This window comes from Vibrio sp. Vb2880 (assembly GCF_033337975.1).
Lineage (GTDB): Bacteria > Pseudomonadota > Gammaproteobacteria > Enterobacterales > Vibrionaceae > Vibrio > Vibrio alginolyticus.
In genome coordinates this window covers 87,183-103,743 of the sequence record NZ_JAWORT010000012.1, presented here as the reverse complement: position 1 = coordinate 103,743, position 16,561 = coordinate 87,183, and the positions used below count along the sequence as shown (strand labels likewise).

The window sequence follows — 16,561 nt, the reverse complement described above, 5'->3', positions numbered from 1 at the left end:
GCGATATTTGTTAAATAGATGTTAACTTTTGTACGTTTGGAAGCTGAAATTGGTTATAACAATAAATGCTCAATGGAGCTGAGTGAGCAAGCCCGTGAAAGAAAGAAAGTCAAGACCTGTTAATTTAGATTTACAGACCATCCACTTTCCTATCACAGCAATCGCATCCATCCTACACCGTGTGTCTGGGGTAATTACGTTTGTTGCGGTGGGTATATTACTGTGGTTACTATCCATTTCTCTGTCATCCCCAATGGGTTTTATGGAAGCCGCTGACATCGTCGATAGCTTCTTCGTAAAATTCATCCTGTGGGGAATTCTTACTGCACTTGCCTACCACATCGCAGGTGGTATCCGTCACTTATTGATGGATCTAGGTCACTTTGAAGAACTAGATTCAGGCACGATGAGCGCTAAAGTCGCGTTTGGTGCAACAGCAGTATTATCATTATTGGCGGGGATCTTGGTATGGTAAAACACGTATCTTCATTTGGTCGTAATGGTGTACACGATTTCCTACTAATTCGTGCAACTGCAATCATTATGACGCTATACACGATTTATCTGATTAGCTTCTGTGCATTTTCAGATATCTCTTACGCATCTTGGACCCAATTCTTTGGTGGTACCTTCACTAAAGTATTCACCATGTTGGCACTTGTCTCGATCCTGATTCACGCTTGGGTTGGTTTGTGGCAAGTATTAACTGATTACATTAAGTGCGCGAAACTACGTGGCGCACTACAACTTGGTGTTATTGCCGTGCTATTCGGCTATGTCTTCTCTGGTCTATTTATTCTGTGGGGTGCGTAAGTGTCTATTCCAGTTCGTGAGTTTGATGCCGTAGTAATCGGCGCTGGTGGTGCAGGTATGCGCGCTGCACTACAAATTTCAGAGCAAGGCCTATCATGTGCTTTGTTGTCAAAAGTATTTCCAACACGTTCTCATACTGTGTCTGCACAGGGCGGCATTACCGTTGCTCTGGGTAACTCGCACAAAGACGATTGGCAATGGCACATGTACGATACCGTTAAAGGTTCCGACTACATCGGTGACCAGAACGCGATTGAATACATGTGTAAAAATGGTCCTGAGTCAGTTATCGAGCTTGAAAAAATGGGTCTTCCATTCTCTCGTTTTGATAACGGTACCATATACCAACGTCCATTCGGTGGCCAATCTAAAGAGTTTGGTGGTGAGCAGGCTGCTCGTACAGCCGCTGCTGCAGACCGTACTGGTCACGCACTTCTTCACACGCTTTACCAGCAAAACGTAAAACACAAAACAACCATCTTCTCGGAGTGGTACGCTTTGGATCTTGTGAAAAACCAAGACGGCGCAATCATGGGTTGTACTGCGATTTGTATGGAAACGGGTGAAATCTGTTACTTCAAATCGAAAGCAACCATTCTAGCTACAGGTGGTGCAGGTCGTATTTACGCATCGACCACTAACGCGCACATCAACACGGGTGATGGCGTTGGTATGGCACTTCGCGCAGGCGTTCCAATGCAAGACATGGAAATGTGGCAGTTCCACCCAACAGGTATTGCTGGCGCGGGTGTTCTAGTGACGGAAGGTTGTCGTGGTGAAGGTGGTTACCTTCTAAATAAAGATGGTGAACGCTTCATGGAGCGCTACGCACCAAACGCGAAAGACCTTGCTGGTCGTGACGTGGTTGCTCGTTCAATGATGATTGAAATTCGTGAAGGCCGCGGCTGTGATGGTCCTTGGGGTCCACATATCAAGTTGAAACTTGATCACCTTGGTAAAGAAGTACTTGAATCACGTCTACCAGGTATCTGTGAACTGTCTCGTACATTTGCACACGTTGACCCAGTGAAAGAGCCAATTCCAGTAATTCCAACTTGTCACTACATGATGGGTGGTGTACCTACTCAAGTCTCTGGCCAAGCAATTAAGCAGAAGGCCGACGGTAGCGAGATGGAAGTACAAGGCCTTTACGCATGTGGTGAGATTGCTTCTGTATCGGTACACGGTGCTAACCGTCTGGGCGGCAACTCATTACTAGACTTGGTCGTATTTGGTCGTGCTACTGGCTTGCACCTTGGCGAAACGCTAGCAGCGCAAGCAGAAGCTCGTCCTGCAACAGAATCTGATATTGAAGCGTCTCTAGCGCGTACTATGCGTTGGGAAAACAGCACTGGTGGTGAAGATCCAGTTCAGATTCGTAAAGACCTACAAGCATGCATGCAAAACAGCTTCTCGGTATTCCGTGAAGGCGATGCGATGGCAACCGGTCTAGAAGAGTTGAAAGTGATTCGCGAACGTTTGAAAGATGCGCATCTAGCGGACAAGTCTTCAGAGTTCAACACGCAGCGTATTGAGTGTCTAGAACTTGATAACCTGATGGAAACCGCGTTTTCAACTGCCGTTGCAGCAAACTACCGTACAGAGAGTCGTGGCGCACATGCTCGTTTCGATTTCCCTGAGCGTGATGATGAGAACTGGCTATGCCACTCTATCTACAATCCGGAAACAGAAGCGATGACTAAGCGTGATGTGAACATGACGCCAACGCATCGTGAAGCTTTCCCGCCGAAAGTACGTACATACTAAAGGGAGGATACGACTATGAAATTAAACTTCTCTTTATACCGTTACAATCCGGATGTGGATACCAAGCCTTACATGAAAGAGTATACCCTTGAGGTAGACGAAGGCTCAGACATGATGGTGCTTGATGCATTGATTCTGCTAAAAGAGCAAGATCCAAGCATCGCGTTCCGTCGCTCATGCCGTGAAGGGGTATGTGGTTCTGATGGTTTGAATATGAATGGTAAAAACGGCCTAGCGTGTATCACACCGTTATCTGCTCTACAAGGCGATAAGATAGTTATTCGTCCACTACCAGGGTTACCTGTCGTGCGCGATCTTATCGTTGACATGACGCAGTTCTATGATAACTATGCGAAAGTTAAACCATTCTTGATTGATGATGGTGCATTACCACCATCACGTGAGAACCTACAATCGCCTGATGATCGTGCGCATTTAGATGGATTGTACGAATGTATCATGTGTGCATGTTGTACAACGTCTTGCCCATCATTCTGGTGGAACCCTGATAAATTCATCGGCCCAGCTGGTCTTCTCGCAGCGTACCGTTGGCTAATTGATAGCCGCGATACGGCAACAGATGAACGTTTGTCTGATCTTGATGATGCATTTAGCGTTTTTCGTTGCCATGGCATCATGAATTGTGTAAGTGTTTGTCCTAAGGGATTAAATCCGACGAAAGCCATCGGTCACATTAAGTCGATGTTGGTTAATCGTTCGGTTTAATTTACTCGCTCTTAGGAATGTCGCAGTGTTGCGGATCACCCGATATGACCGCTTCACTGCTTCAGTAATATTCGAGTAAAGAATACAAAAATTGCCGACCGTATTTTTAGTCGGCTCTTATAGCTCGGCAAAGACCGAAGCAAACGTGAAAACTACTGGTTAAGGGAAAATATGCACAACGGCGTGATGAAGGCATGGCTCGAGTCTTCACACTTGGCTGGCGCCAATGCAACGTATGTAGAGGACCTCTACGAACTGTATCTAAGTGATCCCGATCTGGTAAGTGAGGAGTGGAAACGTGTTTTTGAAGGCTTGCCTAAGCCATCAGAAGAAGTGGCAGAACAACCACATTCACGTGTCCGTGACTACTTCCGACGACTCGCTAGAGAAACAAAGCATTACAATGTCCAAGTTAGTGACCCAGATGTCGATGCAAAACAAGTAAAAGTTCTACAGCTAATCAACGCATACCGTTTCCGCGGGCATGAAGCTGCAGAATTAGACCCACTAGGTCTATGGCAACGCCCAACAGTGGCGGAGTTAGACCCTGCTTTTCATAATCTTACCGAAGATGACTTCGAAGAAACTTTCAACGTAGGTTCTTTTGCTGTTGGGCAAGAAACCATGAAGTTGAAAGATATCTATGAAGCCCTCAACAAAACTTATTGCGGTTCCATCGGTGCTGAATACATGCACATGACTGACACAGAGCAAAAGCGTTGGATTCAGCAACGCCTTGAGTCTGTCGTAGGCCAGCCATCATTCAACAAAGATGAGAAGCGCACATTCCTAGAAGAGCTAACAGCCGCTGAAGGTTTGGAGCGTTACCTCGGGGCGAAATTCCCAGGTGCAAAACGTTTCTCTTTAGAAGGTGGTGATGCGCTGATTCCGATGACGAAAGAGTTGATCCGTCATGCGGGTACAAGTGGAATGCGTGAAGTGGTTATCGGTATGGCTCACCGCGGTCGTTTGAACATGCTGGTGAACGTACTTGGTAAGAAACCTCAAGACCTGTTTGATGAGTTCGCCGGTAAACACGACGAAACTTGGGGTACGGGTGATGTGAAATATCACCAAGGTTTCTCTGCTGATTTTGCGACTCCTGGCGGTGATGTTCACTTAGCACTTGCATTTAACCCGTCGCACCTAGAAATCGTAAACCCAGTAGTCATGGGCTCAGTTCGAGCACGTCAAGATCGCTTGGGTGATAATCAAGGTAGCAAAGTGCTTCCTATCACCATCCACGGTGATTCTGCAATCGCTGGTCAGGGTGTGGTTGCCGAAACGTTCAACATGTCTCTTGCTCGTGGGTTCCAAGTTGGTGGTACGGTACGTATCGTCATCAACAACCAAGTAGGCTTTACGACGTCTAATCCTCGTGACACGCGTTCTACGATGTACTGTACCGATATCGCGAAGATGGTGCAGGCGCCAATTTTCCATGTAAATGCAGATGACCCAGAAGCAGTTGCTTTTGTTACTCGCATTGCATTGGATTACCGTAACGAGTTCAAGCGCGATGTCGTGATTGATCTTGTATGTTACCGTCGCCACGGCCACAATGAGGCGGATGAGCCAAATGCGACTCAGCCTTTGATGTACCAGAAAATCAAAAAGCATCCTACACCACGCAAATTGTATGCAGATGTTCTGATCGATAAAAATGAATCAGATATCGAGACAGCGACTCAGTTAGTCAATGAGTATCGCGATGCATTAGATCGCGGTGAAGTGGTTGTTAAAGAATGGCGTCCAATGGCGTTGCACTCTGTAGACTGGTCCCCTTACTTAGGGCACGAATGGGATATGGAGTGGGATTCAAAATACGACAAGACACGCCTTATTGAGCTAGGCAATCGTCTGTGTCAGTACCCAGAAAGCCATAAACTGCAAAGCCGTGTTAATAAGCTATACAACGATCGTCTAGCAATGATGACCGGTGAAAAAGCCATTGACTGGGGTATGGCTGAAACATTGGCGTATGCTACATTGGTTGACGATGGCAAGCGTATTCGTCTTTCTGGTCAGGACTCGGGTCGTGGTACTTTCTTCCACCGTCACTCGGTTCTTCATAACCAAACCGATGCAAGCACTTACATTCCATTAGCGAATATTCATGACAACCAAGGGCCATTCCAAGTCTTTGACTCAGTATTGTCAGAAGAAGCAGTGTTGGCGTTTGAATACGGTTACGCAACAGCCGAACCAGGTGGTTTAACTATCTGGGAAGCACAGTTTGGTGATTTTGCCAACGGTGCACAAGTTGTTATCGACCAGTTTATCTCGTCAGGCGAGCAAAAGTGGGCGCGTTTGTGCGGTCTTACTATGCTTCTACCTCATGGTTATGAAGGTCAAGGTCCTGAGCACTCATCTGCACGTTTAGAGCGTTACCTTCAGCTTTGTGCTGAGCAAAATATGCAGGTTGTGGTTCCTTCAACACCGGCTCAGGTGTACCACATGATTCGTCGTCAGGTTGTACGCCCAATGCGTCGACCTCTCATTGTTATGTCACCGAAATCTTTGCTGCGCCACCCTCTATGTACTTCAACGATTGAAGACTTGGCGGATGGTACATTCCAATCTGCAATTCCAGAAGTAGATGATTTAGAACCAAGCAAAGTGAAACGTGTCGTGTTCTGTGCTGGTAAGGTTTACTTTGACCTACTAGAGCAGCGCCGTAACAACGAGCAAGACGATGTTGCTATCGTGCGTATTGAACAGCTTTACCCATTCCCAATGGAAGAAGTACAAGCAGCAATTGCTCAATACACTAACGTTGAAGACTTCGTGTGGTGTCAGGAAGAACCTCAGAACCAAGGTGCTTGGTACTGTAGCCAACATAACTTCCGTGCCGCTATTCCTGCAGGTGCAAATCTTAAATACGCAGGTCGCCCAGCTTCTGCTTCGCCAGCAGTTGGCTACATGTCGGTGCACTTGAAACAACAAAAAGCGTTGGTTGAAGACGCTCTGAACGTGAACTCAAAAACTTCGAATTAAGAACTAGAAGTTAAAGGAAGAAACAGATATGACAATTGAAATTCTGGTTCCAGATTTACCTGAATCAGTTGCTGATGCAACCGTGGCGACATGGCACAAACAACCAGGCGACGCAGTAGAGCGTGACGAGGTTTTGGTTGACATCGAAACAGACAAAGTTGTGCTAGAAGTTCCAGCTCCGGAAGCTGGCGTTTTAGAAGCTATTGTTGAAGCAGAAGGTGCGACAGTACTTTCTAAACAAATCATTGCTAAATTGAAGCCAGGCGCAGTTGCAGGTGAACCAACTGCAGACAAAACAGAAGGTACTGAAGCATCTCCTGATAAGCGTCACAAAGCTGCGCTTAGCGAAGAAAGTAATGACGCATTAAGCCCAGCAGTGCGCCGTTTGTTGGCTGAACATGGCTTAGAAGCAAGCCAAGTGAAAGGCACTGGTGTTGGTGGTCGTATTACGCGTGAAGATATTGAAGCGCATCTTGCGAACGCTAAATCTGCGTCAAAAGAAGACTCGCCAGCAGTGGTTGACGTGCCGGCAGCGGCTCGCAGTCAGAAGCGTGTTCCAATGACTCGCCTTCGTAAGACAGTCGCTAACCGTCTGCTAGAAGCGAAGAACAACACGGCAATGCTAACGACGTTTAACGAAGTGAACATGAAACCAATCATGGACCTTCGTAAGCAGTACAAAGATCAGTTCGAAGAGCGTCACGGTATTCGTTTGGGCTTCATGTCTTTCTACGTGAAAGCAGTAACAGAAGCGCTTAAGCGTTACCCAGAAGTAAATGCTTCGATTGATGGCGATGACATTGTTTACCACAACTACTTCGACATTAGCATGGCGGTATCAACTCCACGTGGTCTAGTTACACCTGTCCTAAAAGACTGTGACAAGCTTGGTTTCGCTGATGTTGAAAAAGGCATCAAAGAGCTGGCTATTAAAGGTCGTGATGGCAAGCTAACGGTAGACGAGCTAATGGGCGGTAACTTCACTATCACAAACGGTGGTGTGTTCGGTTCACTAATGTCTACACCAATCATCAACCCACCTCAATCAGCGATTCTTGGTATGCATAAGATCCAAGAGCGTCCGATGGCAGTGGATGGCAAAGTTGAAATCTTGCCGATGATGTACCTAGCGTTATCTTACGATCACCGCCTAATTGATGGTCGTGAATCAGTTGGCTTCCTAGTAACGATTAAAGAGTTACTAGAGGACCCAGCACGTCTCCTATTAGACGTTTAATATCGCTAAAACGTCTAGTTATCGTAGGTAGCTAGACGTTAAAAATTTCAATGGCTAGACTAGCTCAACGTTTGGCCTTCATTTTAATCCTTCAGTAAGAGTACTCGTTATGAAGGATTGATTTGAGAAGACCCTACAGACGTACAAGCAGCCAAGACTGCAGCGTTATGGAAATAATAAATCCCTTAAGGGAAAAACAAACGGAATATCGAAATGAATTTGCATGAATACCAAGCCAAACAGCTGTTTGCAGAATTCGGTTTGCCTGTGCCAGAAGGCTACGCGTGTGATACACCACAAGAAGCTTTTGAAGCCGCAGGCCGTATCAGTACAGCCAAGAAAGTAGTTAAATGTCAGGTTCACGCTGGTGGCCGTGGTAAAGCGGGTGGCGTAGAGCTACACGATACAAAAGAAGGCGTTAAAGAGTTTGCACAGAAGTGGTTAGGTAAAAACCTAGTAACTTACCAAACAGACGCAAATGGTCAGCCAGTAACAAAAATCCTTGTTGAAGAAGCTTCAAATATTGCGAACGAACTATACCTAGGTGCGGTAGTTGACCGTGCTAGCCGTAAGATCGTTTTCATGGCTTCTACCGAAGGTGGTGTGGAAATTGAAAAAGTTGCGGAAGAAACGCCGGAACTCATCCACAAAGCAGCAATTGACCCACTAGTAGGTCCACAAGCTTACCAAGGTCGTGAGCTAGCGTTCAAACTTGGTCTTGAAGGCGACCAAATCAAACAATTCGTTAAGATCTTTATGGGTCTTGGCACTATGTTCTCCCAGTACGATCTTGCTCTGCTAGAGATCAACCCACTTGTGATTACTGGCGAAGGCAACTTGCTATGTCTTGACGGTAAGATCAACATCGACTCAAACGCACTGTATCGTCAGCCTAAGCTTCGTGAAATGCATGATCCTTCACAAGAAGATGAGCGTGAAGCACACGCAGCTCAGTGGGAGCTGAACTACGTAGCACTAGACGGTAACGTTGGCTGTATGGTTAACGGTGCAGGCCTAGCAATGGGTACGATGGATATCGTAAACCTACACGGCGGCAAACCAGCTAACTTCTTAGATGTAGGTGGCGGCGCGACGAAAGAGCGTGTTGCTGAAGCATTCAAGATCATCCTATCTGATGACAATGTGAAAGCGGTACTTGTTAACATCTTCGGTGGTATTGTACGTTGTGACATGATCGCAGAAGGTATTATCGGTGCGGTTAAAGAGGTAGGCGTAAGCGTACCTGTTGTTGTTCGTCTTGAAGGTACTAACGCTGACCTAGGTCGCGAAGTTCTTGCTAATTCTGATGTTGATATCATTGCTGCTGAGTCGCTAACTGATGCTGCTCAGAAAGTTGTTGCTGCTGCGGAGGCTAAATAATGTCTGTATTAATTAACAAAGACACTAAAGTAATCTGTCAGGGGTTCACTGGTGGTCAAGGTACTTTCCACTCAGAGCAAGCTATCGCATACGGTACGCAAATGGTTGGTGGTGTGTCTCCAGGTAAAGGCGGCCAAACTCACCTAGGTCTTCCTGTATTCAACACAGTTCGTGAAGCAGTAGAAGCGACTGGTGCAACAGCGACAGTCATCTACGTACCAGCACCTTTCTGTAAAGATGCAATCCTAGAAGCGATTGACGCGGGTATCGAGCTAATCGTAACGATTACTGAAGGTATCCCTACTACAGATATGATCGACGTGAAAGTGAAGCTAGAAGAAACTGGCGTTCGCATGATCGGTCCTAACTGTCCGGGTGTTATCACTCCTGATGAGTGTAAGATCGGTATCATGCCTGGTCACATTCACAAGAAAGGCAAAGTAGGTATCGTATCTCGTAGCGGTACTCTAACTTACGAAGCAGTTAAACAAACCACTGACGAAGGTTTCGGCCAGTCTACTTGTGTTGGTATCGGTGGTGACCCAATCCCGGGTTCAAACTTCATTGATATCCTAAAACTGTTCCAAGAAGACCCTGAGACAGAAGCGATCGTTATGATCGGTGAGATCGGTGGTACTGCAGAAGAAGAAGCAGCAGCATACATTAAAGAAAATGTAACGAAGCCAGTGGTTTCTTACATTGCTGGTGTAACTGCACCTCCTGGTAAGCGTATGGGCCATGCTGGTGCGATTATCTCTGGTGGTAAAGGTACTGCTGAAGACAAATTTGCTGCACTAGAAGCGGCTGGCGTTAAAACTGTGAAATCTCTAGCAGAGATCGGCCAAGGTCTACGTGAAGTGACGGGTTGGTAATCGACCACACTACTTAATAAGTATTAAAAAGCCTGCGACTTCGCAGGCTTTTCTTTTTCCGTTCCCGTGGGTTTATGTTTGTTGTTAGCAAGGTCTTTCGCGTTTAATACTCAATGCGATTATGCTTTGCTTTTAATCAGCTGGCTCAGCATAAATAAGGATGTTGCGCTGATCACTACGGAAGGGCCGGCCGGTGTATCGAAGTGCCATGATAGGCTAAGCCCCATCAGTACTGCCACTGAGCCAATAATAGATGCGAACAATGCCATTTGCTCTGGTGATGAAGAGACTTTACGTGCTGTTGCTGCTGGGATAATTAGGAGCGAAGTCATGATCAACGCGCCAACGAACTTCATACCTACTGCGATTACTACACCCACCATTAGCATTAACACCAATCTAACTAAGTCTGTATTCACGCCCTCAACAGCGGCAAGTTCTTCACTAACAGTGCTAGAAAGCAGTGGGCGCCAGAAGACGTACAAACACGCACTTACCGCAACAACACCTGCGTAAATAAACATCAGATCTTGTGGAGAGACGGCAAGTAAGTCCCCAAATAGGTAGCTCATTAAATCGACGCGCACGTTTTCCAAAAAGCTAACCGATACTAAACCGATAGAGAGTGCACTGTGTGCCAAGATACCTAACAACGTGTCTGTAGCCACAAGTTGTTGCTTTTGCAGAGTGACAAGCAAAACGGCCAGAGCTAAACAGCAGACGAGTAGCGCAAGGTAGAGATTTACGTCGAGCAAGAAGCCCAGCGCTAGGCCCATTAACGATGCATGAGCTAGGGTATCTCCGAAGTAAGCCATTTTACGCCAAACGACAAATGACCCAAGTGGACCGGCAATGATCGCGATACCAATACCAGCAAGAATAGAAGGTAGGAGAAACTCAATCATGATGGTGATGTCCGTGTTTATGGTGGGAGCATGATGTCGCATCACCGCTTACTGGCGTTCCGGATAAATCGTGATGATGGTGCTCATGGTCGTGATGATAAAACGCGAGAGACTCTCTCGCAGCATTGCCAAATAGTGCGATGTAAGAAGGGTGCTGAGTAATAGTGGCAGGTGAACCTGAGCAGCAAACATGGTGATGCAGACAAATAACATCGTCCGTTTTCGCCATCACTAAATGTAAGTCATGCGACACCATAAATACGCCACAATCAAAGCGGTGACGAATGCTCTCAATTAAGTCATAGAGATCGATTTGACCTTGGATATCCACACCCTGAGCTGGTTCGTCTAATACCAACAGCTGAGGACGCTGAAGCAGAGCGCGCGCCAGTAACACTCGTTGGTTTTCACCACCGGATAAGCGATGCATATTACTATTAAGTAAATGTTCAGCGCCAACAAGCCGTAATGCATCAATGCACTCCTGCTTACTGTATTTTCCTGCTAAATTTAGGAAGCGGGTTACATTCAATGGAAGGGAGTCATTGAGCTTCAACTTTTGAGGAACGTAACCAATTTTCAGTTTTCTTTGTCGGTTCAACTTGCCGCTAGTCGGCTTTTGAAGACCTAAGATAACTTTGACTAACGTTGATTTTCCCGCTCCATTGGGACCAATTAGGGTAGTTATTTTGCCCTTTTCTAATTCCATACTAATGTTATCGAGAACTCTGCGGCCATCGAACTCGACGCATAACTGCTCAAGATGGACTAAGGAAGACATGAATGAAACTCATTTGCAAATCAATAATGTTATAATGTAACATTATCTCACTTTCCACGCCATATCCCAAGTAAAACTATGAAAAGAGCATTAATTCTTGCTGCCTCAGCAATGTTAACACTGCCAGCACAGGCGGTAACGGTACTGACGAGTATCAAACCTATTCAGTTGTTAGTAACAGAGCTTACTCAAGGAGTAACTACACCAGACGTGCTATTGCAGTCTAACACATCACCCCATGACTATGCTTTGCGTCCATCGGATGTTAAAAAGGTCGCTTCGGCTGATTTGGTTATCTGGTACGGACATGATCTTGAACCGTTTCTAGAGAAAGTTGTTTCGGATAGATCGAATACTTTGACTATTAGTCAAATTCCAAATCTAGAATTGCGTGAATTTGATAGTGAGCACAACCATGACCATGATGGGCACGATCATGGCTCACATGATCCGCACTTTTGGCTAGGTGTAAGCCAAGCACAACAAGTGGCCAAGGCTGTTGTGAATCAACTTGTATCACTTGATCCGGAAAATGCAGCTCAATATCAAGCGAACCTCAAAAAGTTTGAACTCGAGCTAAAAGACACTGACCAACAGATAAAGCAGAAGCTGGCACCAGTAAAAAACAAAGGTTACTTTGTATTCCATGATGCTTACGGTTATTTCGAAGATCGTTATGAACTAAATCAAATGGGGCATTTTACTGTGAGCCCAGAACGCAAGCCAGGAGCGAAGACCTTAATTCAAATTCGTCAAAAGCTAAGTGGTGGAGATGTGGCTTGTGTATTTTCTGAACCTCAGTTTACCCCGGCTGTCGTTCAGAGCGTAATGAGAGGCAGTGATGTCGCTAAAGGCGAGCTTGACCCGTTAGGGAGTACAATTGAAGCAAAACCTGGCAGTTACTTTACTTTTCTCAACAATATGGCGAATAGTTTTGAGCAATGCTTGAACAAAAAGTCAGATTAAGTGCTGTCGTAATGTAGGAGTAGTCTTTTTAACGTGATCCAGTAGTAAGAATTACAACCTTTGGTAAGGCGAGCCTTTTCTCAGAAAGTAATTGAGATATCATTACCAATAATTATCAGCTCAAAATAACCGTATCAATCCATGTTTTACAAACGATGAACGGTCACTTTCAGAGCACAAATTGATACAAAAGGTTTTCGTCTTGCTACGCCAATTAGCCCTTGCTCTGTTGGGCTTTGTCTTATCCTACCAAGCATTTGCGCTTCATAATGCAAATGCAATCTTTTACCCTTTGCCAACTCAGGCAAAGGGTACTTTTATCGCGGCTAAAAAGTTGTTCTTGGGTGAAAAGGGCGGTTTGTGGATTCATGACGTACACGGGAGAGTCCTGTTTTACGATGGTCAAACTATATTGCCTAAATCAGGTAGCTTCCTACAAACGTCGGCCAAGCAGTTGGCCTATCATAAAGGTGCTTTTTGGACCTTTATTGAAAATGAGGTCTATCGAACTTATCCAAATCAGGAGCGACGTTTAGTCTTTAGTTTAAATCCAGGCTCACAAATAAGAAAAATAGGGTCTTCAAAGAACTATATTTGGGTGAGTGATGGCGCGCATTTCTATACCTACAATATCGACACTAGCGAGTTAAACTCTTTCTCTCTATTGCAGCTCTATCAACATAGTAATAATAGCTACGTTTACATTAATGATGCGGTGCTAGTTGAAACGAAGTGGGCACTAGCAACGACTTCCGGCTTCTATCTTTCTGAAGGTGATAAGTTTGACCATGTCGCTGCCTCAGGTCAAAACTACATTGAGAAAGTCTATTATTCACACACGCGAAGAGAAATTTTGATAGGTACATTGCGTGGCGCTTTAATTTTCAACATTTACCAGCCTGATAAAGAAGTGATTAGAATTGGCGGCTCACATGTTTTGACATTCGCAGAGACAAATCAAGAGTATTGGGTGGGGACAGAGCATGGCCTTTATTTGTACTCATTTTTTTCAGGTGAGGTCACCGAAGTCGCGCCTGCAAGTTTTCTTGAGTTAGAGTTAGATAACACGAAGATTTATTCGTTGTTGAGCGACAATATGGGAGGGATGTGGATTGCGACTAACCAAGGTATTCGTTATTACTCGCTATCTAGTAAAAAATTTGAACGAGTGACCTTTAGTAGTTATGACTCACACACCCTGTCAGGACGAATTCGGCAAACTATTGAAGGTCCTGATGGTGCGCTTTGGTTTGCTGATGACCGAAAGGTTTATCGTTCAGGAAAGAGTGGGATTAACCAAGTCTTAGAGTTGGAGTCGCAGATCAATGAATTTGCGTTTCAAAACGGCATGCTTTGGCTTGCAACCTCAAAAGGGCTGGAAATATTTGAGCTAAATGGTCTCAACAAGATTACATTTCCTTATTTACAGGTTATGGCTGGACATGCAGTAGAGCATGTGACCGTTGATGGTGATGACCGTCTTTGGGTATCAAGCGGATACCATCTTTACAATGTTGATACTGCTGCACAAAGCGTACGAAACTTTGGAAGTGAGTGGCTAGTAAGTCAGTATTTGCCTGCTAAGGTTACGCGCCTATATGATACTGAAGATGCCCTATTAATAGGCACCGATCATGGCGTATACCAATACAGTAATGACAACATCCAGTTTATCCGTTTTTCAGAAAAGTTTGGTGAATCATTAGACATGACCACGGCGGTTGATGGCAGCCAGTGGTTTGCTTCATCTTATGGTGTGTTTAAAACAGATACACGAAGCGATGAAAAACGTGTTGTTGAAATGAGTGAGCCCAACGCCAGACCTGCTTGCTTGATCAGAGACAGGCAAGGTGTATGGTTAGCTTCCTCTGTTGGTTTAAGCTATTACCACCTTTCGGGTGAGTTAGTGAAACATTACTCATCGTCATCAGGCTTAATGAACAATGAGTTCCTCCCTGGTATTTGTAGCGTTATACAGCAGACAGAAATTGGTGAGCGAGAGCTTGTTCTGGGGTCGAAGTACGGACTCGTAAAAGCAGAAGCATCCAAGCTGCTTGTATCTAATCCCCCAGAGTCTAAGTTTATTGTTAGCCAAGTTGTGCTTGAAAATGAAGTTCTGCAAGTTGGTAGTGCCGATCTGAATGGGATCACACTGCCATATGGATCTTCGCTGAGTTTTTTATTCGGTGTGATGCCAAAACCAGACAGTCAAAATTTGTACTATCGATTGAACAACGATGACCCATGGCAAACGTTAGAGGGGGGCCAACTGACACTCGAGCACCTTAGTTCCGGTGAATATCACTTGCAGGTCAGTAATGAGTCTCAAGTTGCCGCTGGAGTCGTTGGTTTAGAATCTCACTTTATCGTCCTTCATCCTTGGTATCTATCGCGATTTGCTATTTTAGGCTTTGTCGTAGCTAGTATTGCGGTCGTCGCATTACTTGTTTTCTGGCGCTCTCGCTACGTTGTACAGGCTAACCGTGATCTAGCAGCTCAAGTGACTCTCAAAACGAATCAGTTAAGACATCAAAGTAGAGTGTTGCTTACGAGCAACCAGCAATTACGTAAACAGATTCAAGTTAGAAACCTACTCGTAGACCATGTAGCTCTATCCATAAAATCAAGCGTCGACTTTATTGTGGCGAAACTACCTATGCCTCTCGATACTGCGACGGAGGATCATTTGGCTAAAACGAATTGGCAGTTAAATGAACTCAAAAGCGTTCCAAGTGATGTAAGTGGTGGGAGTCAGAACTACAACTTGAGTCAGATAACTCAGTCAGTGGTTGATGTATGGCAAGATGACTTTGCAAAAGCGGGTATTTTGGTAGAGCTAGAAGATGAGAGTAAGCAGAGCCGGGTTGCTCTGGAAAGCTTTAATCTTGATGTTATTTTCAATAGCATTTTTGCCAATATCATCAAGCGCTCTTTCCGGGGTCAAACGGTTAGAATTATGCTAGAAAAGGGGCATGATATTGTGTCATTGAGCTTTCTTGATTACGGGACGCAATTACCTAATAAAGTCGCGACTGGGCTTCCATCTAACTTAAATCACTCTGAGTTGAGTATTGACCACCTTGCCCAACTAGTGACAACGAGTGGTGGTTATTTGGCTGTCTTCTCTTCTGATGCTCAGAACAAAGTCGAGATCACATGGCCATCTGCGAAGGAAAGGAGTTATTTGGATGAACCGCAGCAAGAATTCAATCCTGTAACTATTGCAGAAGATCAAGTCACACCAGAGAAAGAGTGGTTGCAAAAAGTCTATCAATTAGTGGCAGAGCATTACCATGATCCTGAATTTGGCACTGCGTCAGCCGCTAAAATGCTGTATATGTCTGAACGTTCTTTGCAGAGACGTTTTAAATCTGCCTCGTCAAGAACGTTAAAAGACTATGTCACAGAGGTTCGTTTGGAAACGGCGTGTGAACAGTTATTGGCGGGTGAGAAAATCAGTGAAGTCGCCTTTAACTGTGGCTTTAATGATCCATCTTACTTTAGCCAAAAGTTTAAGCTACATTTTGGTTTGCCCCCGTCCAAGTTTGCTTTGACTCAAGAAAGCCAAGAAATTAACTAGAAAACCTTCATTATACGCTCCCTAGTTAATAGTTAAGATGCTGGGGAGCTGCTTACAGTGCTCTATTATTGCTGCAGTTGCTAACGCAGTAAGTTTCATTGTTTCTTCATCACATCTAGCCTACAAATCCATTCTCAACACGTAAGCACGATCACGTTCTATCTGTTAGTCGCGATGTTCATAGCAATAAGCATAAATGGCTTCAAGAGAATGATTTACTTATAGTTGCGACAAATAAATGACAGTTGTATTGCTGTATCAAAAGAGCGTTGTTCATTTGGGTGAATGATGGCATGCGACATTCGTGAAAACGAAAACTGTGTTGAAAAGATGGATAAGGTAAAGAAGTTTTGAAAGAGGTGAAAAAAATATCGTGGTATAGCCGGGGGGACTATACCACGGGTGTCAAGGACACCTTCGCTTGCTGCCGGAGTGACATGTTGCTATGCCACCTCTGGAATTTATTAGAGAGGTTGCCCTCTCGATGGAGTAACTATACGAGAGGTTACTTATTTTTCTTATAAAAATAACGCCATG

At 45.0% G+C, this 16,561-nt stretch carries 12 protein-coding genes; 10 read left to right on the top strand and 2 right to left on the bottom strand.

Features of this window, described 5'->3' with window-relative positions; translation table 11 throughout:
- Positions 1–82 precede the first annotated feature (82 nt).
- From sdhC to sucD, 8 genes are all read left to right on the top strand, one after another.
- On the top strand, positions 83–475 hold the full coding sequence (sdhC, locus tag R7M92_RS14570) for a succinate dehydrogenase cytochrome b556 subunit (protein WP_017634811.1): 393 nt from the start codon (positions 83–85) through the stop codon (positions 473–475).
- Complete coding sequence (gene sdhD / locus R7M92_RS14565) at positions 469–813, top strand: succinate dehydrogenase, hydrophobic membrane anchor protein (RefSeq protein ID WP_005382169.1); 345 nt, start codon at positions 469–471, stop codon at positions 811–813. Before sdhC ends, sdhD begins: the two co-directional genes overlap by 7 nt.
- A complete protein-coding gene (gene sdhA / locus R7M92_RS14560) occupies positions 814–2,580 on the top strand; it encodes a succinate dehydrogenase flavoprotein subunit (protein ID WP_005382172.1) in 1,767 nt (588 codons plus the stop codon).
- Positions 2,581–2,595: 15 nt separating this feature from the next.
- Positions 2,596–3,306, top strand: a complete 711-nt coding sequence (locus R7M92_RS14555; RefSeq protein ID WP_005382174.1) for a succinate dehydrogenase iron-sulfur subunit — start codon at positions 2,596–2,598, stop codon at positions 3,304–3,306.
- Positions 3,307–3,477: 171 nt separating this feature from the next.
- Complete coding sequence (gene sucA, locus R7M92_RS14550) at positions 3,478–6,303, top strand: 2-oxoglutarate dehydrogenase E1 component (protein ID WP_005382176.1); 2,826 nt, start codon at positions 3,478–3,480, stop codon at positions 6,301–6,303.
- Between the two features lie 28 nt (positions 6,304–6,331).
- Positions 6,332–7,540, top strand: coding sequence for a 2-oxoglutarate dehydrogenase complex dihydrolipoyllysine-residue succinyltransferase (odhB, locus tag R7M92_RS14545; protein ID WP_005382177.1), 1,209 nt, complete (start codon positions 6,332–6,334; stop codon positions 7,538–7,540).
- 213 nt (positions 7,541–7,753) lie between these two features.
- Positions 7,754–8,920 carry an ADP-forming succinate--CoA ligase subunit beta gene (gene sucC, locus R7M92_RS14540; protein ID WP_005382179.1) on the top strand — a complete coding sequence of 389 codons (1,167 nt, stop codon included), beginning with the start codon at positions 7,754–7,756 and terminating at the stop codon, positions 8,918–8,920.
- The gene (gene sucD, locus R7M92_RS14535; RefSeq protein ID WP_005382181.1) at positions 8,920–9,792 is read left to right on the top strand and encodes a succinate--CoA ligase subunit alpha; all 873 of its coding nucleotides are present in this window, start codon (positions 8,920–8,922) and stop codon (positions 9,790–9,792) included. Before sucC ends, sucD begins: the two co-directional genes overlap by 1 nt.
- A gap of 119 nt (positions 9,793–9,911) precedes the next feature.
- Here the strand turns inward: sucD and znuB are convergent, their stop codons facing one another.
- Both znuB and znuC read right to left on the bottom strand, forming a co-directional pair.
- Entirely contained in the window at positions 9,912–10,697 is a 786-nt protein-coding gene (gene znuB, locus R7M92_RS14530) for a zinc ABC transporter permease subunit ZnuB (RefSeq protein WP_169628604.1), read from the bottom strand.
- Positions 10,690–11,478: a zinc ABC transporter ATP-binding protein ZnuC gene (gene znuC, locus R7M92_RS14525; protein ID WP_005382185.1), complete on the bottom strand. Its 789-nt coding sequence runs from the start codon at positions 11,476–11,478 to the stop codon at positions 10,690–10,692. The genes znuB and znuC overlap by 8 nt, the downstream gene beginning before the upstream one ends.
- A 78-nt stretch (positions 11,479–11,556) precedes the next feature.
- On the opposite strand from znuC, the gene znuA reads away from it, so the two are divergent.
- Complete coding sequence (gene znuA / locus R7M92_RS14520; RefSeq protein ID WP_167415070.1) at positions 11,557–12,444, top strand: zinc ABC transporter substrate-binding protein ZnuA; 888 nt, start codon at positions 11,557–11,559, stop codon at positions 12,442–12,444.
- A 202-nt stretch (positions 12,445–12,646) separates the two neighbouring features.
- Positions 12,647–16,024: a helix-turn-helix domain-containing protein gene (locus R7M92_RS14515; protein ID WP_318133697.1), complete on the top strand. Its 3,378-nt coding sequence runs from the start codon at positions 12,647–12,649 to the stop codon at positions 16,022–16,024.
- The last annotated feature ends 537 nt before the right edge of the window (positions 16,025–16,561 follow it).